Raw genomic sequence first — 22,022 nt, 5'->3', positions numbered from 1 at the left:
ATCATCTATAGAAACAATCCTCTAAATACAATATCCAAATTAAATGCATTTTTTTAATTACTTACTAAAGCCTATCTTTGCAGGCTTTATTTTTAAAAACAAAAAGCAGTAAATTATATAAAATGACAAAAAATAACGTTTTAAAAGGAGTATTTCTAGTAGCATTTGGCGCAACAAGTTATGGTATGTTGGCCACTTTTGTAAAAATGGCATACGACGAAGGATTCACAACAGCAGAAGTAACTACTTCTCAATTTATATTAGGAATCATTGGAATCCTAATCATCAATGCTTTTCAAAAAGCAAAGCATAAAAATACAGTTGTTAACGCAACACCAAAAAACATTGCTCAATTAATGACGGCTGGAACTTCATTAGGAATGACAAGTTTATTTTATTATCTGGCTGTAAAATATATTCCAGTTTCTATCGGAATCGTTTTATTGATGCAAACCGTATGGATGGGAGTTTTATTAGAAATGATTTTAGAGAAAAAACTTCCTTCTAAACAAAAAATAGTTGCTGTAATTATTGTTTTAGGAGGTACTGTATTAGCCACTAATATTACTCAAAACGAGATTCAATTAGATTGGCGTGGTCTAGCGTGGGGTTGCCTAGCTGCTGCATCATTTACTACAACTATGTTTACTGCAAACCGAGTTGCTACCGAAATTTCGTCAGCACAACGTAGTTTATATATGCTTTTAGGAGGAGCAGTTATTGTCTTTTCATTTGGAATAGCGACACAAGTAACACCTTTTAACTTCGAAATTTTTACAAAATGGGGTATCATTCTTGCACTTTTTGGTACAATTATACCTCCTATGCTTATGAACGCAGGTTTCCCTCTTACAGGAATTGGGCTAGGAAGTATCGTTTCGGCACTAGAACTTCCTGTGTCTGTAATGATGGCTTACGTATTGTTAAATGAGCAAGTTATATTCCTACAATGGGTCGGAATAATTTTAATCATATTAGCTATCATTATCATGAACTTAAACTTCCAAAAGGAAAAATAAGTATTAAAAAATACTTGTTAAAAAATAATTAAGATATTGTCCTAAAATCCCAATTATTTTTATAAATTCGTAATAAAATTACTATTATGAATTTACCTTGGCATCTTTACGTAATGGCTTTGCTCTACATTCTGGCTGGGATAAATCATTTTAGAACCCCAGGAATGTACCTAAAAATCATTCCTTCTTACTTTTCAAATCCAAAATTATTAAATATTTTAAGCGGTGTCGCTGAGATTATATTAGGGTCGCTCCTATTAATCTCAGCGACATCTCATTTTGCTGCATGGGGAATTATTGCGTTATTGGTCGCAGTTTTCCCAGCTAACGTATACATGTATCAAAACAAAAAAGCAAGTTTTGGGTTACCTCGATGGGTTTTAATATTACGCATGCCTCTTCAACTCGTTTTGATTTTGTGGGCATATCAATATACTTTTTAACATTTATACATTAATTAAACACTTTTTATTATGAAAAAACTTTTTGCTGAATTTTTTGGAACGTACTGGCTTGTATTTGGAGGTTGTGGAAGTGCTATTTTCGCAGCAGGAATCCCAGAATTAGGAATTGGATTTGCTGGTGTAGCACTAGCTTTTGGTTTAACCGTTTTAACGATGGCTTATGCCGTAGGACATATATCAGGAGGTCACTTTAATCCCGCAGTTTCTTTTGGTCTTTGGGCTGGTGGAAGATTCCCTACAAAAGACTTAGTACCATACATTATTGCACAATGTGTTGGAGCAATTGCTGCTGCCGGAACTTTATATACAATTGCATCTGGTAAAGCTGGATTTGTGATTGATAATACTAAAGCCGGAGCTTTTGCATCAAATGGTTTTGGAGCTTTTTCTCCAGAAGGATATTCCTTACAATCGGCTTTTATAGCTGAATTTGTTCTGACTTTGTTTTTCTTATTAATCATCCTTGGAGCAACAGATAAATTTGCCAATGGAAGATTTGCTGGAATAGCAATTGGTTTAGGGTTAACATTAATTCACTTAATAAGTATTCCTATCACAAACACATCAGTAAACCCTGCGAGATCATTATCTCAAGCAGTATTCGTTGGTGGAGAACCATTATCTCAAGTTTGGTTGTTTTGGGTTGCACCAATTCTAGGAGCAATTGTAGCAGGTTTTATATATAAATCATTGTTGCAAAATCATGATGCTGCATAAATTATCATTTTCTAAAATCGATTATTAATCCTTAAAACTTTAAAATATGGAATTTTTATATTTCTTACTTATTGGAGCCGTTTCAGGTTGGCTAGCAGGTCAAATATGGAAAGGTGCAGGTTTTGGAATCCTTGGCAACATCGTTGTTGGAATAATAGGTGGTCTTGTAGGCGGATGGATTGCTGGAAAACTAGGTATTGGCGGCGGCGGTTTGCTTTGGCAAATTATAATTGCTGTTGGTGGCGCCTGGGTACTTTTATTTATCATTAGCTTGATAAAAAAAGCATAACCACTCTTATACACTTGCTATAAATTAGACAAGCAATAATCATTTTATACTAAGAGAAGAAAGAAGTTTAATAACTTTATTTCTTCTCTTTTTTTTTATTAAATAGTTACACAAAAACAACATTCAATCTAAAAATCAGACCTTTAAGAAAATCGTATTACTAAAATTATTAAATTTGAGTAAATACTTCTGCCATGAATGAAATTATTTCTTACTTCGGTACCATTCCATCTTTACACAGAAGTCTGATTCTTGTTGGCGGAATAACCATCTTCTGGATGATAGAAAATACTTTTCCACTTTTTAAATTCAATTATAAAAAATGGAATCACGCTGGAATTAACTTCTTTCTGACATTCACCACAATTTTAATCAATTTTGTATTAGCATTTATCCTATTGCAAACTGCAGATTGGACTATTAAAAACAATTTCGGTATCTTACAGTGGATTCCAGTAATCCCTTTATGGTTATACACAGTTATTGGATTATTGTTATTAGATTTAATTGGTGCATATCTAGCCCATTTTACCGAACATAAAGTAAAATTTTTATGGCGTTTTCATCTTATTCACCATACCGACACTTGGATCGATACAACAAGTGGCAACCGTCATCATCCTGGAGAAAGTATAATCCGGTTTATTTTTACAACTTTCGGCGTTTTAATTGTAGGAAGTCCGATGTGGATGGTTTTCTTATACCAAACGCTCTCCGTAATATCTACTCAATTTACTCATGCAAATATTTCGTTACCAGACAAAGTTGATTCTTTTTTAAGCTACTTTATTGTTTCTCCAAATATGCACAAAGTACATCATCATTATATATTACCTTATACAGATAGTAATTATGGAAATATTTTTTCAATCTGGGATCGTCTTTTTGGAACTTTTATGACACTACCAAAAGAAAAAATCATCTACGGCGTAGATACGCACATGAACCCAAATGAACATAACAATTTGAAAAATTTACTGCAAATTCCGTTTCAAAAACATCGTTCACCAAAAAACCGTTAAAATCCACAAAAAAAAAGCGACCATAAGCGACGAAGTAATTATTTTTTTTACTAATATTGATATGTAAATTGAATATCAATATATTATTAATCATTAACCCCTATTTGAATTAATTTTCACGTGATGAAAAAGAGTAACCGTAAAGAATTGAACTGGGAACAAACAGAAAAACTTGTTACATTAGCCCTAGAAGAAAAGAATCCTTTTGAAATTATCAAAAAAGAATTTGGATTGGCTGAAAAAGAGGTTTTAGAGATAATGAAAAAGAAAATGCCCGCTGAGAAATTTGAAATGTGGAAAAAGAAAGCTATTGCTAATAAGCCTAAGCCAAAACCTGTTAAGATAGATGATTTTGATGAAGACCTAGATGGAAAATATTACATAAAGAATAAATTAGACTAATCATAAAACTCCTGAAACAGGAGTTTTTTTTTACTCCAATAAATAAAACTGGAATGTTTTTGTAACTTTTTTCAGCTTATAAAGACCAATAATAAAACTAACTCAATAGAATAATGAAAAAAATAATAGTTACACTAGCATTAGCAGCTGTTTTTTTGGGATGTAAAACAGGTAGTTCTACTACTGCATCTGCAAAACCAGAAGTTGCAGTTAACATCAATCTTAACGATGTAAAAGACGACAAAGTTCTCGTTACAGTTACTGCTCCAAAAATAAATACAGATGAAGTAACCTATAGTATTCCTAAAACTGTTCCTGGAACATACTCTGAGGATAACTACGGTAAGTATATCGATGATTTAAAAGCTTATGATTCTAAAGGAGCACTCCTTACCGTAAAAAAGCTAGACGACAATACTTGGTCAATAGCAAATGCAAAAACACTAAAGACGATTACTTATTTAGTAAACGATACTTTTGATACCGAAAAAGGAACAGGTTTTGGCAATGACGATGTTTTCTCACCTGCAGGAACAAATATCGATGCCGGAGTTAACTTCATGATAAACACACATGGTTTTGTTGGTTATTTTCAAGACAAGCTAGACATTCCTTATAAAGTCACAATTGCACATCCTGCAACACTTTGGGGAGCAACATCTATGACTGATGAAGATGCAAGCAATACAAGCGATGTATTCACAACGTCTCACTATGCAGTTTTGGTAGAAAACCCAATTATGTACTCTAAACCAGATTACACATCATTTGATGTAAACGGAATGGAAATACAAATAGCAGTATATTCTCCAACTGGAAAATTCACAGCCGAAAGTATCACGCCAGAAATGAAAACGATAATGACTGCTCAGAAAAACTTTTTGGGTAAAATAAATTCGACTAAAAAATATACTGTTTTATTGTATTTATCGTCTATGAAGCCAACCGATGCTCATGGATTTGGAGCATTAGAACATCCTACAGCAACAACGGTTGTTTTGCCTGAAATGATGCCAAAAGAAGAATTGGTAAAATCAATGAAAGATGTAGTATCTCACGAATTCTTTCATATCGTAACTCCATTGACAATTCACTCAAAAGAAATTCAATACTTTGACTACAATGCACCAAAAATGTCTGAACATTTATGGATGTACGAAGGTGTTACCGAATATTTTGCAAACCTTTTCCAAATTAATCAAGGTTTAATCGATGAATCTGAATTCTACTCTCGTATTGCTGAGAAAATAGAACACGCAAAAGCATTGAATGATACAATGTCATTTACAAAAATGAGTGCCAATGTATTAGAACAACCATACAAAGACCAGTACTTAAACGTATACGAAAAAGGAGCGCTTATTGGTATGTGTATCGATATCATCATTAGAGAAAAAAGCAATGGCGAAAGAGGAATCTTGGACTTAATGCATAAATTATCAGATGAATATGGTGTTACAAAACCATTTAATGATAATGAGCTTTTCGCAAAAATCACTCAATTAACTTATCCAGAAGTTGGAGCTTTCCTAAACACTTATGTTGCAGGAACAACACCAATTCCTTATGATACTTATTTAGCAAAAGTTGGCGTAACAAACGCTGCCGAAAAAGTTCCCGGAACAATTTTCCTAAAAGGCCAAACTCCATATATCACTATAAATCCTGAAACTAAGCAAATCATGGTTATACCTGAAATGGAATTGAACACTTTTTTCAAAAGTCTAGACTTAAGAGGAGGAGATTACATCCTTTCTATAAATGAAAAACCATATTCATTGGTAAACATATACGAATTGATCACAGAAAGTCAGACATGGAAAGAAGATGCACCAATAACTGTTAAGATAAAACGCGATGGTAAAGAATTAACTTTAAAAGGCGCTGTTAAACTTCCATACGAAGAAAAGAACACTTTTAAAGCGACAGACAATTCTAAACAAGCACTTAGAAATGCTTGGTTAAAAGGATAATAAGAAATTAAAACAAGAAAATCCCAATTTAGAAATAGATTGGGATTTTTTTATAAATTAAAAGTTGAGCATCGTTTTTTTAAAACTATTTTCTTTATTTTGCAGCAAAATCTATAAACAATGAAAAAAACTATTATTGCATTCGTTACACTTGTTCTTTTAGCTTCATGTAACAAAAACGAATCAAAAACCAACTTGCATATTACCGGAAATATAAAAGGATTAAAAAACGGAACCTTATACATACAAAGAGTAGTCGATACTTCTCTAGTAGCTATAGATAGTATTAAAATCGATGGTAATTCTGCTTTTGAAGCTAACATCGAATTAAAATCGCCAGAGATGTTATATCTATCTGTAGATCGTGGCGTAACCAACTCTTTAGATAATAATATATTATTTTTTGCCGAACCAGGCAGCATTAATATTGATACAAATCTAGATAATTACCTTTCTAGCGCTAAAATTACAGGATCGAAAAACCAAGAATTATACGAAGATTACCGTAAAATAAATTCTCGTTTTAATGATGAAAATCTTAGCCTAATCGAATTACGATTTAAAGCAATAAAAAACAATAACCAGAAAACATTAGACAGCATAGACGAGAAACAAGAGTCTAATATTAAGAGAAAATATTTATACGCTACAAACTTTGCCATCAACAATAAAGATTACGAAATAGCTCCTTACATCGCCTTATCAGAGATATACGATATCAATATTAAATATTTAGATACAATACAAAAATCGATGACTCCAAAAGTAGCACAATCCCTTTATGGAAAAAAATTAACGGAGTACATTGCTAAAATCAAAAAGCAACAATAAAAACAAATTTAAAACATTAAAAATCAATACTTTAGCACTTAAAACATTTTTTTATTACATCCATACTAATCCTGTTTTTTATAAGAACAGGATTTTTTTGTGCCTTTTTTTAAATTATTATCCTTTAAATCTTAAACACTTGATAATTAGATAATTCCACGAAAATAAATCGCGTTTTGCGACTTCATATTACTGATTTATAATAACTTAGCTTCATAATTTTAAAAAACAATCTTATGAAAAATCCCCCAAGTAACATCAGTCGCGCAAAGTATGATTTTATTGATTCATCGGTTATTGAAAAACTAGAATCTTATAATCCTCATCTAAGCCAGGAATTAGAAAAAGTACCTACTCAAGATCCCTACACCTTAAATGGTCAAAAATTACGCTTAAATTTTATCCGTAAGCAACTAAATACAAATGTTGACTATCTATCTGGAGAAAAAGTATTCAATGATAATGAAAGCCTAAAAGGCAACATCGAAAACTACATAGGAATGAGCCAAATTCCCACTGGACTTATTGGTCCATTAGTAATAAATGGAAGTTCAGCTCAAGGAAGTTTTTATGTTCCCCTTGCTACTACCGAAGGAACGCTACTTGCATCCTATAACAGAGGCGCAAAGGCCTGTAGAGAATCTGGAGCAATTACAGCCATTACATTACAAGAAGGAGTACAAAGAACACCGACTTTTAAATTTAAAAATTTAATTGATTTAGGAAAATTTGTAGAATGGATATTAGAACACAAAGAAACATTTTCTGTATTAACCCGAGAAACCAGTAATTACGCCATTCTAAATGACATAGGAATTACCATAGAAGGAAATATTCTAATTCTTAGATTCGAATATACATCTGACGACGCATCGGGTCAAAATATGGTTACTATATGCACAGATAAAATCTGTAGGTACATCTTAAAAAATTGCCCAATACCTCCTGTTTATTGGACAATCGAAGGCAATACCTCTGGAGATAAAAAAGCGACCTCGCTACTCACTAGAGTTCGTGGAAAGAAAATAACCGCTGAAATCATATTAAAAAGAGATATTATAGAAGCCACACTAAAGACTACTCCTGAAAAAATGTATCAACAATGGAAAACATGTCTTTTAGGAAGTGTAAAAACAGGTACTATCGGCATTGGCATGCATACCTCTAACGCTCTTACTGCATTGTTTATTGCTTGCGGACAAGATGTGGCTTGCTCCGGTGAAGCTTCAACAGCAATTACAAGAATGGAAATCGAAGAAAATGGAGATTTATATTACTCCATTACAATGCCCAACATAATCGTAGGAACTGTAGGTGGCGGAACTTCTTTTCCCACTCAAAAAGAATGTCTAGAATTAATAGGCTGTTATGGTGCTGGAAAAAGTAGAAAACTTGCCGAAATTGCTATTGCTTTATGTTTAACAGGAGAAATTTCTATTACAGCTGCTATGTCAGCAGGTCAATTTGCGGCGGCTCATCAAAAATTTGGAAGATAATTTTACTCCACAATTGAGTATGGCATAAAAAAAACCATCATATTTCTATGATGGTTTTAACTCTGAGCCGGCGGAGGGACTCGAACCCACGACCTGCTGATTACAAATCAGCTGCTCTAGCCAACTGAGCTACGCTGGCGACTCATTACGGGTGCAAATATATAACTGTTTTTTGATTTCACAAAATAAATTTACACAATTATTAAAAATTTTTTTTAAATAAAAAAACCATCCTTAAAAGGATGGTTTTATGTTGAGCCGGCGGAGGGACTCGAACCCACGACCTGCTGATTACAAATCAGCTGCTCTAGCCAACTGAGCTACGCTGGCGACTCATTACGGGTGCAAATATAAAGCGGTTTTTCGTTTTACCAAAATAAATTTGCACTTTTTTATCGTTTTTTTTACTACAATTCGTTGATTTTAGCAATCAATTGATTAGCAGTTTCTTCCAATTCAACATTGATTTGTTTGAAGTGTGCTTTTTTATTTTCTACGTTCTTTGCGTTCACTTTTGTGATCAAAGTATCAAAAGCAGCAATAGCTTCATCGATTAAATTGTTAGTTTCTGTAGTTGGTTTTCCTGTAGTAGAAATTTCAAATAAGTAAACTGCTTCAATAATATCTCCTAAAACGTAGTTGATGTCTTTCTTTAAATTCTTAACGTTTGCCATTTTATTTTAATTTTAATTTGCGTTTGCAAAAGTACACATAATCTTTCTATTACCTGCTATGAAATGTAAATTTCTAAAATAGAAGCTTTTCCGTTAAGGATGAACTCATTCAAAGCAGCTGGAACTAATACTGTATCTCCTTTTTTGTATGTCAATTTATTTCCGTCGTATTCTATTTCAAAAGAACCTTCAATACACATATAGACTGTAAAAGTTTCTCCGCTTTTACTTACCTCAACCTGACCATCTAACGGAATAAAATTTGTGGTGAAATAAGGACAATCAACCACTACATTAGATTCATTTGTTTTTTTCTGATACTCTTTATAAGTATCTACCTTATTATAATTAATAGCATCTAGCGCTAAATCTACATGCAATTCTCTTTTATTTCCTTGCGCATCTACCCTATCAAAATCATACAAACGATACGTAATATCTGATGTTTGCTGAATTTCTGCAACAACTAATCCTGCTCCTATTGCATGAACCGTCCCAGTTTCAAGAAAGAAAACATCTCCTGGTTTAGCTTTTACATCGTCAAGAATAGAAACTAGCGTATTATTATTTAAATTCTCCAGATACTCTTCTTTACTAGAATCTTCTTTAAAGCCTACAATAATCCTGGCATTTTCATCTGCTTGCATAACATACCACATTTCGGTCTTACCAAAAGAGTTATGACGTTCTTTAGCCAATTTATCATTAGGATGTACTTGTATCGAAAGATCTTCCCGAGCATCAAGATATTTAAAAAGCAACGGAAACTGTTTCCCAAATTGCTCATGTACTTTTGTTCCCAAAATTTCGTTTGGAAATTCTTCTATAATATCGGTAAGTGATTTTCCTTTCAAACTTCCGTTTGCAACAATACTTACATCACCTTCAACAGTAGATAACTCCCAGCTTTCGCCAGTAATCTTAGAAGTGATTGGTTTATTTAATACAGTTTTTAATTTTTCGCCTCCCCATATTCTGTCTTTCAAGATTGGTTCGAACTGTAATGGATATAATTTTGGGGTCATCTGTATTATATATTTCTACACAAGTTTCATTTCCATGAATACTGTATACTATTGTTCTTTTAATTTATGATACTAATTCTTTAATCGCTTCCAACGCCTTAGGAATATGTTTGGCTGCTACCATACTATCAAATATCAGGATTATAACTCCATTTTTATCTACAACGTAAGTTACTCTTCCTGGTAATAATCCAAGTAATCCAGATGGAACACCAAAAAGTGTTCTTATCCTTTTATCTTCATCTGAAAGAAGAACAAAAGGCAAATGATGTTTATGAGAAAATTTTTGATGAGAATCGACACTATCACTACTAATACCAATTACCTCTGCTCCTAAAGCTACAAAATCTTCATATTGATCCCTAAAACTACAAGCCTCTGTAGTACAACCTGGTGTATTATCTTTAGGATAAAAATAAATAACCAAAGGTTTACGACCTAGTACATCCTTACTCTCAAACACCTCTCCATTAGCATCTTTAGCTGTAAAATTCGGGATAACATCCCCTACTTTTAATGACATTTTACTCTCCTTTATAGGTTACAAAATTACGTGCAGTTTCATATAACACGATTTCTAAATCAAAATCGGGATTTATCTTTTTTCTAATTTTATTCCAAATCACTACTGCAATATGTTCTGCAGTTGGATTTAAATCTTTAAATTCTGGTACGTCAAGATTAAGATTTTTATGATCAAATGGTAATTCTACTTCTTGATATATAATATCCGCCAATATTTTTACATCTATCACAAAACCTGTTTCAGGGTCAACTTCTCCAGTAACACTTACTGTTAAGTCATAATTATGTCCATGAAAATTGGGATTATTACATTTCCCAAAAACGGCATCATTTTTCTCCAACGTCCAATCTTTTCTGTACAGCCGATGGGCAGCATTAAAATGTGCTTTTCTTGATATCGTTACTCTCATGTAGGTTTTGGTTTAAATTTTATGGTCTTCTAGAAAATGATAAAACTCGTCAAAAATTATTTTGAACCAAACGGTGTAAATCTCTGGATGTAATTGCATATCAGTTTTTACATCTTCTATTTTCATCCATTTCCAGGCTTCAGCCTCTTCTGTATTTATAATAGGTTCGTCATTATAACGCCCAATCATAACGTGATCCAGTTCATGTTCTGTTAATCCGTTATCAAAAGGAGCTTTGTATATAAAATGAAAAAGTTCTTTAAGTGGCGTTTTAAAACCCATTTCTTCAAACAATCTTCGACTTCCCGCCTCGATATTAGTTTCTCCTTCTCGCTGATGACTACAACAAGTATTGGTCCAAAGTAACGGAGAATGATATTTATGATGCGCACGTTGCTGTAACATGATTTCATTATTATCATTTAAAACAAAAACTGAAAATGCACGATGTAAAACAGCTTTTTCATGCGCTTCCATTTTAGGCATTAGCCCTATTTGCTCATCATTTAGATTAACTAATATTACGTTTTCTTCTATCATAATTGGTATTAAACACACAAAAATACGAAAAAAGAAATTGCTTTAAAGCCTAGAAAAAGTTTGTGAAAAGTTTAACGAGCCCTGCATTCGCTAAAATTTTAATTTTATATCGTGATTATGAGTGTATTAAAGACATGAAAGCAATAATCTCTTATTTTAAATCTGAAACTGCATTTTTTTCGTAAATAGTAATAGTTAAAACTCACTTAAATAAGCATCTATTTGTAAAGTGCACGACAGTTTACTAACAAGAACCATCTTAACTTTACAACACAAAATCAATTAATTATGAAAACAAAAGCCCGTTTTTTAAGCTTATTATTTTTGCTCCCACTATTTATATTTCAAGCCTGTGGACAAAACACTAAAGAACAATACACCGATACAAAAAACAATCCTATGGAAAATAAAATTAGCAAACCCGATAATCCATATTACTCTAATACCGATACAAAAAAACTAAATCTTACAGATGCGCAATGGAAAAAAGTATTACCTGAAGATGTATATGAGGTAATGAGACATGCTGATACCGAAAGACCTTTTACTGGAAAATACTGGAATACCGACGAAAAAGGGACTTATTATTGCGCAGCATGCGGAAACAAACTCTTTAGATCCGGAGCAAAATTTGCAAGTAGTTGTGGCTGGCCAAGCTTTTTTGAGCAAGAAAATAAAAACAGCGTAACGTACAAACAAGATAACTCTCTGGGCATGGAAAGAACCGAAGTTCTTTGTGGTAGATGCGACGGACATTTAGGTCACTTATTTGATGATGGCCCTGCACCAACTGGAAAAAGATATTGCATGAACTCTATCGCTCTTGATTTTATACCCGATAATAAATAATAGTATGAAAAACACCATTTTAATCTGTCTTTTAATCCTATCAATTAATGGATTTGGACAAGCAAAAAAACAACCCAATTACGATACCATCACTCTTGGCGGAGGCTGTTATTGGTGTGTAGAAGCAGTTTACGAAAATTTAAACGGAGTAAAATCTGTAGTATCGGGTTTCTCTGGAGGAAAAACCATTAATCCGAGTTACGAAGAAGTATCAACCGGAAAAACTGGTTTTGCCGAAGTAGTTCAGATTACATACGACAAAAACGTAACAAACCTAGACGAGATATTTAAAGTATTTTTTACCGTACACGACCCAACAACCTTAAACAGACAAGGTGCCGATGTAGGAACACAATATCGTTCGGTTATTTTTTATAAAAATGAAGAACAAAAAAATGCAGCTAATAACATTATAAATGCATTAAAAAAAGCAAAAGTATATAACGACCCGATAGTAACCGCCGTAGAACCATTTACAAAATTCTACAAAGCCGAGGATTATCATCAAAATTATTATGACAATAACAAAAACCAACCCTATTGTAAAATGGTAATACAACCAAAAATAGAAAAGTTTGAAAAGGTATTTAAAGACAAATTAAAAAAGAAATAATTATTAATTCACTAACCCGCTTATGAAAATGAGCGGTTTTTTTATTTTAATAATCAATGTCAAAATTTCGTAATTTGCATCAATCTATTAAGAACCAGAACCCTTTAACCAAACCACAAAAAAATGAAGCGTATAATCTTATCCCTTTTATTCCTACTGCTTTTTAATTACAATCATGCTCAGGAAAACTTACCTACAGATTATCTTTCTAAAGAATTTCATAAAGGGCGAAGAGAAGCTTTTAGGAGCTTAATGCCTGCAAATTCTGTAGCAGTAATCTTTTCTTATCCCGAAAGAAAATTCTCTAGAGATATAAACTATAATTTCCATCAAAATCCTGATTTGTATTATTTAAGCGGTTATAAAGAACCCGATGCTGTTTTATTACTATTTAAAGAACCTCAGGGAACTGGTGAAACAGCTTATAACGAAATCCTTTTTGTTAGAGAAAGAAATGCAGCTCATGAAATGTGGACAGGTAGACGCTTAGGTACCGATGGAGCAAAATCGAAATTAGGTTTTGCAACAGTTTATAACGGAAAAGATTTCAAGGACTTTCCTATAGACTTTAAAAAATTCGACAAAATAATTTACGATAAAATCCCAACTGACATTGGTAAAGACACAAGCGGTTTTGATCTTTTTGGATTACTACAAACATTTAAAACAAAAGCAGCAATTACAAATGACGATACAGCTTCTTTACTATTATTCGAAAATATTACAGCAACGCTTCGAGAAATAAAAACCCCAGAAGAAATTGATTTAATGCGCAAATCAGTTAAACTTTCTTGCATTGCCCATAACGAAGTCATGAAAGCAATTAATATTGATATGAGCGAAAATGAAGCCGATGGAATTCATGCTTATATTCACCGAAAATATGGAGCTGAAGGAGAAGGTTATCCTCCAATTGTTGGCGCAGGAGCTAATGGTTGTATTTTGCATTATGGCGAAAACAATAGCACTAAAATAGACAACCAATTATTATTAATGGATGTAGGATCTGAATATCATGGCTATTCTGCCGATGTTACCCGAACTATTCCTGCAAACGGAAAATTTACCGAAGAACAAAAAGCTATCTATCAACTAGTTTACGATGCTCAAGAAGAAATTTTTAAAATTTGCAAAGAAGGAACTCCTCTCGCAGACCTAAACATCAAAGCCAGAGAAGTTCTAGCCAAAGGATTACTGAAATTAGGAATCATTAAAGACTTAAAAGAAGTAAACATTTATTACCCACACGGATGTTCACATTTTCTTGGTTTAGATGTTCACGACAAAGGAAATTACAGCGGCCCGAAAAGCTTACTAAAAGAGAACATGATTATTACTGTCGAACCAGGAATTTATATTCCAGCAAATAGTAAATGTGATAAAAAATGGTGGAATATCGGCGTTCGTATCGAAGATGATATTCTCATAAAAAAAGATTCATACGAAAACCTATCTGTTGATTCTCCTAGAAAATGGCAAGATATTGAGAAACTAGCTTCCCAAAAAAGCAAGTTCAATGAATTTAACTTACCCAAAATTTAACCTATAATTATTTCCTTTATAAATATTTCACTGTTATAATTAGACAAAATGAAAGCATTAACTTTTTCTACTTTTGGAAACTCAGATGTACTTGAATACATCGACATTCCAAATCCACAATTAAAATCCGACGAAATCTTGGTCGAAATGAAAGCCATCGGATTAAATTTCGCCGACGTATATCGCCGAAAAGGAAACTATCATCTTAAAGGAAATCCGCCTTTTATCGCTGGTTATGAAGGTTCAGGAATCGTAGTAAACACAAATAACCACTCAGAGTTTAAAATTGGAGACAGAGTTGCATTTGCCGATGTTCCTTTTGCAAATGCCGAACTCGTTGCCGTTAATATAAATCATGTAATTCCGTTACCAGAAGCAATCGATTTTGAAACTGGAGCTTCGATTTTATTACAAGGATTAACAGCCCATTACCTCGCCACCGATAGTCACAAAACACTAAAAGGAGAAACAGTTATTATTCATGCTGTTGCTGGAGGTGTTGGACAATTCCTTACACAAATAAGCAAACTTCTAGGCGCAACCGTAATTGGCTTAACCTCCTCTTCCGACAAAGCAAAAATCGCTATCGAGCAAGGAGCCGACCATGTATTCTTATACAATGACAATTGGAAGGCTGAAGTTTTTAAAGTAGTTCCAAACGGTGCCGATGTCGTTTATGATAGTATTGGTAGCACCTTAAATGATAGCTTCGAAGTAACCAAAGATTGTGGACAGGTTGTGTTTTTCGGAATGGCGGGCGGAGATCCTGCTTTAGTTGACCCAAGAATGCTCATGGATACTTCCAAAACATTAACTGGTGGAGATTTATGGAGTTACTTAACAACCAGGGAAGAAAGAATAAAAAGAGCTAATCAGTTATTCACATGGATTATCGAAGGGAAAGTTTCACTTGCAACACCTACTTCTTTTAAACTATCAGAAGGAAAACAAGCTCACGATTACTTAGAAAGTCGAAAAAGCACAGGGAAAATAATTTTGATTCCTTAAAAATAGTCTATAAGTAAAAAAAACAAACACGAATTTCACAAATTACCACTAATTCATAGTTGGGTTAGTTTCGCTATAAAAATTTGTGGTAATTTGTGAAATTCGTGTTTAAATTTATTTATAATGCTTGTAACCAAATAGTAGTTATAATAAAAGGTTTTCTTTTATATCAACTTATCAATTCCTATTTCGGTTATTTCTGCTAATTCTAATATTCTGTTTACATCATTTTTATTTGCTACAAAAAACAAATAACTATCTCCCATTGTATCATAACTCATTAATTCCAGATCTAGTTTTCCTAATGCAGTCTGAATATACGGAAACAAGTCATGACTATATGTTTCTTCTGGATATTCAAAATTAAACTCCTGATCAATCATTTCAGATATAAAATACTCTGCATCCTCAGGATCAAATTTCCAGTCGCTATGCCATGTATTTATTCCGTCGAAAAAATCAAATTCATAATCATAATCTTCATCTCCCTCATTTTTTCCAAAATTATCATAAAGAATCTGTGATTGCTCTTCCAGCAATTCTTCTTCAATATCTCCTCTCGAAATTAATTGCAAAAATTCTTTAAAATGTGCTATCGAAACTTCATCTGCCAGTAAACTTTCAGCAGAAGGAAGAATGACTGTTGATGGTATTTCGATTTCCATATACTCACAAATTCCTTGTAAAACCCTTTCAAATTCTTTGAATCCTATTTTCTGAATTTCATTTTTAGGATTATTGATGTCGATATATTCGGTATCTAAAATCCCTTTTACATAATCAAAAAAATAACTGTTATTGTACAGAATCCTAAAATCATTTGTTTCTAAACTATTCGTACAACAAAAGAAAATGACAAAATTATGCAAGACATGTTTTAGATGTTTTTTTGATTCTGGAGTTGGCTCAGAATAAAACTGAATATGAACATAATCGTATTCTAATTCTGTTTGTATAACCTCTTCAGAAAGTACTCCGATATCAATCTTTTTATACAATTCGTTTAAAACCTCGTACGCATTCTTGAATCCGTTTCCCTCAATCTCTTTTCTTCCCTCCTCATGATTTAATGAACTTGGAAATGAATAAAAATTTACAGAAACAGTATCATGAACTCCTTTCATTTTAAAATCAACACTACTTACCTCATTATACAAATAAGAGTAAATTGAATATATAACATCAAAAGAAACAATTGATTTTGGATCATTATTTCGTCCAAAGAAATTAGAAAAAAAATCTTTCATAGAGTTTATTTAGTGATTTATTTTATTAGACTCGTATAATTATGATTCGCTTGAATATTCAAAACTAGAATCCATTTTATCAAATGGGATAACTTCTGTTAATGTCTTTTTTAACTCAACATCAGTTAGCAACCCTCGCTTTGCTTCTTTCATTTTAGGCAATAGAATTTCATAATCTATGATTTCCCTATTAAACACCGTTTGCAAAACATCATTTTGTTTATCTGTTAGATATTTTTTATGAGTTTTAAGAACCCTCTCTAGATTATCCTTAAATTCTTCGTCACTTACATCATTGTAAACATCTTGATCAGACATATCAGTTAACAGCATTCTAAAAACAAAATCCTGCATATTCTTCGCTAGATAATTTACTTCATTCATATCATGCCAAACAAAAACTATAGGATTCTCTCCATTATTTTCTTCACTTACAAAAAAACAATAATGATCTCCAGCTCCGCTTTGCCCGAATGGTATAAATTTTAATTCTTCTTTTATTTCACGGTAACCTTCAGGATCCGAAAGTTCGTCTATTGCTTCATTTACACCCTTAAGATTAAGCAATTCAAAATCATAAGAATGTAAAAGCAATGTAGGGTTTTCTTTTAATTTAGGATAAACTGTAGTGTACCAATCAGGTCCATATTCTCCAACATTAAGCATTCCGTCTAGAAAGAATTCCTTATAAATAATTGGATATGTAAATCCGTTTTTAGTTTCAATATCTAATAATGGCATAAAATATATTTAAAAAAGTTCATTAAGATTTAATCACATTCTAAATTTTAGAATTGTAACCAATCTCTTAAAGCAACTAAAATAATATTATTTTTACTCCAAACTAAATAATTTAGCAGATTATTTTAAAGCTTCTGCAATCATCAAGGCGCATTTTTCTCCATCTATAGCCGCAGATATAATTCCACCAGCATAACCTGCTCCTTCTCCGCAAGGATACAATCCTTTTATTTGCAAATGCTCATACGTATCTGCATTTCTAGGGATACGAACTGGCGATGATGTTCTACTTTCTGGTGCATGAAGAATAGCTTCATTGGTCAAATACCCACGCATTGATTTTCCAAATTCCGAAAAACCTTCACGTAATATTTGAGATAAGAAACCAGGAAATACCTGTCCCATTTCTACCGAAGTCGTTCCGGGAACATAAGATGTTTTAGGAATATCCGATGAAACTTTATTTTGAGTAAAATCTACCATTCGTTGTGCTGGAACTTTTTGAGTTTCTCCTGCCAAATGCCATGCTTTTTGTTCGATACTTTTCTGAAATTCCATTCCAGCCAAAGCTCCGAATTTAGCAAACGGTTTAAAATCTTCTAATTTTAATTCGATTACTATTCCAGAATTGGCTGTAGCCTGATCTCTTTTAGATGGAGACCAACCATTAGTAACTACTTCGCCAGGACTTGTTGCACATGGCGCAATTACACCACCAGGACACATACAAAAAGAATACATTCCTCTTCCTCCTACTTGTTTCACTATAGAATATGGCGCTGGAGGCAAATGCTCCCCACGATAATCACAACTATATTGAATACTATCTATTAAAGATTGTGGATGTTCGGCTCTTACGCCCAAGGCAAAAGGCTTGGCTTCGATAAAAATTTTCTTTCTATCTAATAATTCAAAGATATCACGAGCTGAATGTCCCGTTGCCAATATTAATTTATTAGCATTAATTGTATCTCCTTTTTGAGTTACAATTCCTTCAACTTCATTATTTTTTACAAGAATATCAGTTACTCGGGTTTCAAACAAAACCTGTCCCCCGCATTCAATAATTTTTTCTCGAATATCCTGAATAATCTTTGGTAATTTATTAGTCCCGATATGAGGATGCGCTTCTATCAAAATATCATCTGAAGCTCCAAAAGCAACCAATAGTTCGAGAATTCTGGTTACATCCCCACGTTTTTTAGATCGTGTATATAATTTTCCGTCAGAATAAGTTCCTGCTCCGCCTTCTCCAAAACAATAATTAGAATCTTCGTTTACGAAATGTTCTGTATTTATCGCTTTTAAATCTCGTCGGCGACCTCTTACATCTTTTCCTCTCTCGAGGACTATTGGTTTTAAACCTAACTCTATTAACTGTAAAGCTGCAAAAAGTCCTGCTGGACCAGCTCCAACAACAATTACTTCTTGTGCTCCAGATACGTTTTTATATTCTGGAAGCTCAATTTTAGTTGGCTGAAAAACTTCATTTTGCAAATAAATATTCACCTTCAAGTTGATTTTTATCGCTTTTTGGCGTGCATCAATGGAGCGTTTTAAAATAGATATATGCTGAATTTCATTTGGTGAAACTTTTATTTGTTTCGACAAATGTTCTTTTAGCAATAACTCATTTGCTGCTATTTCGGGTGATACTTGAAGTAAAAGTTCTCTTGGCATTTTGTTTTATTTATTCAATTAGCTTTTCTATTTATGAAAAGAACGTGCAAAAATAACATTTTGAACTGACTTTATATAATTAACCGCAAAGTGCGCTAAGTTTTTTTTAAAGTTATGCTTTTACAAAAACACAAAGTTCGCAAAGCTAGATCAACACAAAGCTTTGCGAACTTTGTGTTTTCTATACATAAAATAAAATTAGATCTTTGCGCACTTTGCGGTTAATTCTACAATAAGTTTTTTAATCTTCATAAGAAAGACTTTGTACCTTTGCCTCACTGAAACTTTGTACCTATAAATAATGTCAAGAAAAATAAAATTAATATGGGATTTCCGTGGCCCAGCTTCAGCAAAAACCGCAGAACATCATGAAATTCATTTAAAAGAATTTATTGCTATCGAAAAGCTTCCTTTAAATATAACTGGATTTACAGTCCTAAACGATATGTATGCTATTGCTTATATGGTTGTAACCGATGAAAACATGATTCAGGTTCGCGACGCTTTAAAACCGCACCGCGGGGAAGTGTATCCGGAAGAGTAAAATTCCATTTTTTTTAAATTCCAAATTCCAATCAATTAAGGAGGAAATTCCAATTAATTTGAATAATCTTAAATAAAAAATTCCAAACTCCAAACTATCGCTAGTACTTAGAATTTGGAATTTAAATATTTATCACTTCCTGAAATCGGAATTTATTCTCCTTTTTTGGAATTTGGAATTTAATTTTTGGAATTTAATCTTAACGTTAGTTCGCTACTTCGCTAATAAATTTTATTCGCATTAAGCGTAACTCATCGATATCATATTCGCCATCGAATTCTTTTAGAGCATCTTCTATTTTATCAGATTCTGACTCCATAAAGTATTCATGGATCTCTTCTTGCTGATCTTCATCAAGCATATCATCTACCCAATAGTTTATATTAAGCTTTGTTCCCGAATATACAATTTGCTCCATTTCTTTAATCAAAGCATCCATCGAAAGTCCTTTTGCAGAAGCAATATCATTAAGAGACAATTTACGATCAATATTCTGGATGATATATAATTTATTTACAGAGTTAACCCCTGTAGATTTTACAACTAAATCGTCTGGACGAATAATATCGTTTTCCTCAACATACCTATTTATTAAGGCAACAAAATCTCCTCCGTATTTTTTTGCTTTTCCTTCTCCTACTCCATGTATATTATACAACTCAGCAATAGAAATTGGGTATTTTAAAGCCATATCCTCTAATGAAGGATCCTGAAAAACTACAAATGGAGGAACGCCTAATTTCTTAGCAACCTTTTTTCGCAGTTCTCGCAACATTCCCATCAAAACTTCATCGGCTGTACCGCCAGATTTTGATGCTGTTACTATAGCTTCATCTTCAGTTTCATTATATTCATGATCTTCAGACATCATAAACGAAACTGGCTTTTTAATAAAGTCCAATCCTGCTTTGGTAATTTTTATGACTCCGTAAGTTTCAATATCTTTTGATAAGTAACCCGCAACTAATACTTGGCGAAGTAATGCCATCCAGTATTTCTCGTCATGGTCTGAACCTGACCCGAAGAACGATTGCGAATCGGTTCTATGTGCTTTAATAACTGCATTTACGCGACCTATTAATGTAAATACAATTTCTTTGGATTTGTAAATATGTTTTGTATCCCGTACAATTTCCAATAATTTCACCACTTGATCTTTGGCTTCAATTTTGGTTTTCGGATTACGAACGTTATCATCCATATCGGCACCTTCTCCAGTTTCGCTGTCGAATTCTTCTCCGAAATAATGAAGCAAGAACTTTCTACGTGACATTGATGTTTCGGCGTAAGCCACAACTTCCTGCAATAAAGCAAAACCAATTTCTTGCTCTGCAACTGGTTTACCAGACATAAATTTCTCTAATTTCTCTACATCTTTATAAGAGTAATAAGCTAAACAGTGTCCTTCGCCGCCATCACGTCCTGCACGACCCGTTTCTTGGTAATAACTCTCGAGTGATTTTGGAATATCATGATGTATTACAAATCGAACATCGGGTTTATCTATTCCCATCCCAAAAGCAATAGTAGCTACAACAACATCTACATCTTCCATCAAGAACATATCCTGATGTTTTGCTCGCGTTTTCGCATCCAATCCTGCATGATAAGGAACAGCGCTAATACCGTTTACTTGTAAAACCTCAGCTATTGCTTCTACTTTTTTACGGCTTAAACAATATATAATTCCAGATTTCCCTTTATGTTGTTTTATGAAACGAATAATATCCGATTCTATATTTTTTGTTTTTGTACGAACTTCGTAATATAAATTTGGTCTGTTAAACGACGCCTTGAAAGTATTAGCGTCAGACATGTCAAGATTTTTTAAGATATCTTCTTGAACCTTTGGAGTAGCAGTTGCGGTAAGACCAATAATTGGCACATCGCCCAACTGTTTAATAATATGTTTTAGATTTCTGTATTCAGGTCTAAAATCATGTCCCCACTCTGAAATGCAATGCGCTTCGTCGATAGCGACAAATGAAATGGTTACATTTTGAAGAAACTGAACATATTCATCTTTGGTTAACGATTCGGGAGCAACATATAATAATTTTGTCAAACCAGAAGTAATGTCTTTTTTTACTTGAGCAATTTCTGTTTTGGTAAGTGAAGAATTCAGAACGTGAGCAATTCCGTTTTCTGAGGAGAGACTCCGAATGGCGTCTACCTGGTTTTTCATCAAAGCAATCAAAGGAGATACAACTATCGCTGTTCCTTCCTGAATTAAAGCGGGTAATTGGTAACAGAGTGATTTCCCTCCACCGGTGGGCATTATTACAAAAGTATTTTTTTTATCGAGTATACTTTTTATAACCTCCTCTTGCAATCCCTTAAATTGGCTAAAGCCGAAATACTTCTTTAATTCTTTATGTATTTCAATTTCGTTTGAATTCATTCTTTATTTT

The 22,022-nt window shown here is 33.1% G+C and carries 23 protein-coding genes and 2 tRNA genes; 14 read left to right on the top strand and 11 right to left on the bottom strand.

Translation table 11 applies throughout. From position 1 onward, the window contains the following. Window positions 1-122: 122 nt before the first annotated feature. The 9 genes from AC3IPI_RS09540 to AC3IPI_RS09500 all read left to right on the top strand — a co-directional run bounded on the left by AC3IPI_RS09540 (window position 123) and on the right by AC3IPI_RS09500 (window position 8,213). Complete coding sequence (locus AC3IPI_RS09540; protein WP_489158676.1) at window positions 123-1,019, top strand: EamA family transporter; 897 nt, start codon at window positions 123-125, stop codon at window positions 1,017-1,019. An 86-nt stretch (window positions 1,020-1,105) separates the two neighbouring features. After that, complete coding sequence (locus AC3IPI_RS09535) at window positions 1,106-1,462, top strand: DoxX family protein (RefSeq protein ID WP_039111645.1); 357 nt, start codon at window positions 1,106-1,108, stop codon at window positions 1,460-1,462. Between the two features lie 30 nt (window positions 1,463-1,492). Continuing rightward, the gene (gene aqpZ / locus AC3IPI_RS09530) at window positions 1,493-2,200 is read left to right on the top strand and encodes an aquaporin Z (protein WP_489158673.1); all 708 of its coding nucleotides are present in this window, start codon (window positions 1,493-1,495) and stop codon (window positions 2,198-2,200) included. A gap of 46 nt (window positions 2,201-2,246) precedes the next feature. Beyond that, a complete protein-coding gene (locus tag AC3IPI_RS09525; protein WP_039111646.1) occupies window positions 2,247-2,489 on the top strand; it encodes a GlsB/YeaQ/YmgE family stress response membrane protein in 243 nt (80 codons plus the stop codon). Between the two features lie 194 nt (window positions 2,490-2,683). Further along, complete coding sequence (locus AC3IPI_RS09520) at window positions 2,684-3,511, top strand: sterol desaturase family protein (protein WP_489158671.1); 828 nt, start codon at window positions 2,684-2,686, stop codon at window positions 3,509-3,511. 123 nt (window positions 3,512-3,634) lie between these two features. Continuing rightward, window positions 3,635-3,913, top strand: a complete 279-nt coding sequence (locus AC3IPI_RS09515; protein ID WP_039111648.1) for a DUF2805 domain-containing protein — start codon at window positions 3,635-3,637, stop codon at window positions 3,911-3,913. Between the two features lie 113 nt (window positions 3,914-4,026). Next, the gene (locus AC3IPI_RS09510; RefSeq protein WP_489158669.1) at window positions 4,027-5,886 is read left to right on the top strand and encodes a M61 family metallopeptidase; all 1,860 of its coding nucleotides are present in this window, start codon (window positions 4,027-4,029) and stop codon (window positions 5,884-5,886) included. A gap of 120 nt (window positions 5,887-6,006) precedes the next feature. Then, on the top strand, window positions 6,007-6,717 hold the full coding sequence (locus AC3IPI_RS09505; RefSeq protein ID WP_409415576.1) for a DUF4369 domain-containing protein: 711 nt from the start codon (window positions 6,007-6,009) through the stop codon (window positions 6,715-6,717). A gap of 236 nt (window positions 6,718-6,953) precedes the next feature. Then, window positions 6,954-8,213 (top strand): hydroxymethylglutaryl-CoA reductase, encoded by a 1,260-nt coding sequence (locus AC3IPI_RS09500; RefSeq protein ID WP_489158667.1) that lies wholly within the window; start codon window positions 6,954-6,956, stop codon window positions 8,211-8,213. Between the two features lie 65 nt (window positions 8,214-8,278). On the opposite strand, the gene AC3IPI_RS09495 is transcribed toward AC3IPI_RS09500, so the two are convergent. The 7 genes from AC3IPI_RS09495 to idi form a co-directional block, all read right to left on the bottom strand. Further along, window positions 8,279-8,352 (bottom strand) — tRNA-Thr (locus AC3IPI_RS09495). Between the two features lie 117 nt (window positions 8,353-8,469). Further along, window positions 8,470-8,543 (bottom strand) — tRNA-Thr (locus AC3IPI_RS09490). 77 nt (window positions 8,544-8,620) lie between these two features. Further along, entirely contained in the window at window positions 8,621-8,887 is a 267-nt protein-coding gene (locus tag AC3IPI_RS09485; RefSeq protein WP_035619450.1) for a hypothetical protein, read from the bottom strand. A 56-nt stretch (window positions 8,888-8,943) separates the two neighbouring features. Beyond that, window positions 8,944-9,912, bottom strand: a complete 969-nt coding sequence (locus tag AC3IPI_RS09480; RefSeq protein WP_489158665.1) for a type I phosphomannose isomerase catalytic subunit — start codon at window positions 9,910-9,912, stop codon at window positions 8,944-8,946. Window positions 9,913-9,976: 64 nt separating this feature from the next. Then, complete coding sequence (locus tag AC3IPI_RS09475) at window positions 9,977-10,435, bottom strand: peroxiredoxin (protein ID WP_039111652.1); 459 nt, start codon at window positions 10,433-10,435, stop codon at window positions 9,977-9,979. A 1-nt stretch (window position 10,436) separates the two neighbouring features. Further along, on the bottom strand, window positions 10,437-10,847 hold the full coding sequence (locus tag AC3IPI_RS09470; RefSeq protein ID WP_489158662.1) for a 6-pyruvoyl trahydropterin synthase family protein: 411 nt from the start codon (window positions 10,845-10,847) through the stop codon (window positions 10,437-10,439). Window positions 10,848-10,859: 12 nt separating this feature from the next. Then, window positions 10,860-11,387: an isopentenyl-diphosphate Delta-isomerase gene (gene idi / locus AC3IPI_RS09465; RefSeq protein WP_323489759.1), complete on the bottom strand. Its 528-nt coding sequence runs from the start codon at window positions 11,385-11,387 to the stop codon at window positions 10,860-10,862. A 288-nt stretch (window positions 11,388-11,675) separates the two neighbouring features. Here idi and msrB point away from each other — a divergent pair, with 288 nt between their 5' ends. From msrB to AC3IPI_RS09445, 4 genes are all read left to right on the top strand, one after another. Next, on the top strand, window positions 11,676-12,236 hold the full coding sequence (gene msrB, locus AC3IPI_RS09460; protein ID WP_086894458.1) for a peptide-methionine (R)-S-oxide reductase MsrB: 561 nt from the start codon (window positions 11,676-11,678) through the stop codon (window positions 12,234-12,236). Window positions 12,237-12,240: 4 nt separating this feature from the next. Further along, window positions 12,241-12,849, top strand: coding sequence for a peptide-methionine (S)-S-oxide reductase MsrA (gene msrA, locus AC3IPI_RS09455; RefSeq protein WP_039111656.1), 609 nt, complete (start codon window positions 12,241-12,243; stop codon window positions 12,847-12,849). A 123-nt stretch (window positions 12,850-12,972) separates the two neighbouring features. Beyond that, window positions 12,973-14,391, top strand: coding sequence for an aminopeptidase P family protein (locus tag AC3IPI_RS09450; RefSeq protein ID WP_489158659.1), 1,419 nt, complete (start codon window positions 12,973-12,975; stop codon window positions 14,389-14,391). A gap of 48 nt (window positions 14,392-14,439) precedes the next feature. Then, window positions 14,440-15,399, top strand: coding sequence for a quinone oxidoreductase family protein (locus AC3IPI_RS09445; RefSeq protein WP_489158657.1), 960 nt, complete (start codon window positions 14,440-14,442; stop codon window positions 15,397-15,399). A gap of 164 nt (window positions 15,400-15,563) precedes the next feature. Here AC3IPI_RS09445 and AC3IPI_RS09440 read toward each other — a convergent pair whose 3' ends face one another. The 3 genes from AC3IPI_RS09440 to AC3IPI_RS09430 all read right to left on the bottom strand — a co-directional run bounded on the left by AC3IPI_RS09440 (window position 15,564) and on the right by AC3IPI_RS09430 (window position 19,067). Next, window positions 15,564-16,646 (bottom strand): DUF6630 family protein, encoded by a 1,083-nt coding sequence (locus tag AC3IPI_RS09440; protein ID WP_489158655.1) that lies wholly within the window; start codon window positions 16,644-16,646, stop codon window positions 15,564-15,566. A gap of 39 nt (window positions 16,647-16,685) precedes the next feature. Continuing rightward, window positions 16,686-17,387: an SMI1/KNR4 family protein gene (locus AC3IPI_RS09435; RefSeq protein WP_489158653.1), complete on the bottom strand. Its 702-nt coding sequence runs from the start codon at window positions 17,385-17,387 to the stop codon at window positions 16,686-16,688. 120 nt (window positions 17,388-17,507) lie between these two features. Beyond that, the gene (locus tag AC3IPI_RS09430; protein WP_039111661.1) at window positions 17,508-19,067 is read right to left on the bottom strand and encodes an NAD(P)/FAD-dependent oxidoreductase; all 1,560 of its coding nucleotides are present in this window, start codon (window positions 19,065-19,067) and stop codon (window positions 17,508-17,510) included. 301 nt (window positions 19,068-19,368) lie between these two features. On the opposite strand from AC3IPI_RS09430, the gene AC3IPI_RS09425 reads away from it, so the two are divergent. Continuing rightward, window positions 19,369-19,611, top strand: a complete 243-nt coding sequence (locus AC3IPI_RS09425) for a hypothetical protein (protein WP_086894452.1) — start codon at window positions 19,369-19,371, stop codon at window positions 19,609-19,611. 205 nt (window positions 19,612-19,816) lie between these two features. On the opposite strand, the gene recQ is transcribed toward AC3IPI_RS09425, so the two are convergent. Then, on the bottom strand, window positions 19,817-22,012 hold the full coding sequence (gene recQ / locus AC3IPI_RS09420) for a DNA helicase RecQ (protein ID WP_489158651.1): 2,196 nt from the start codon (window positions 22,010-22,012) through the stop codon (window positions 19,817-19,819). Window positions 22,013-22,022: the final 10 nt, after the last annotated feature.

This window comes from Flavobacterium sp. GL_143, from assembly GCF_057834355.1.
The sequence above is the reverse complement of the archived record's forward strand: the minus strand, read 5'-3'. Positions and strand labels throughout refer to the sequence as shown.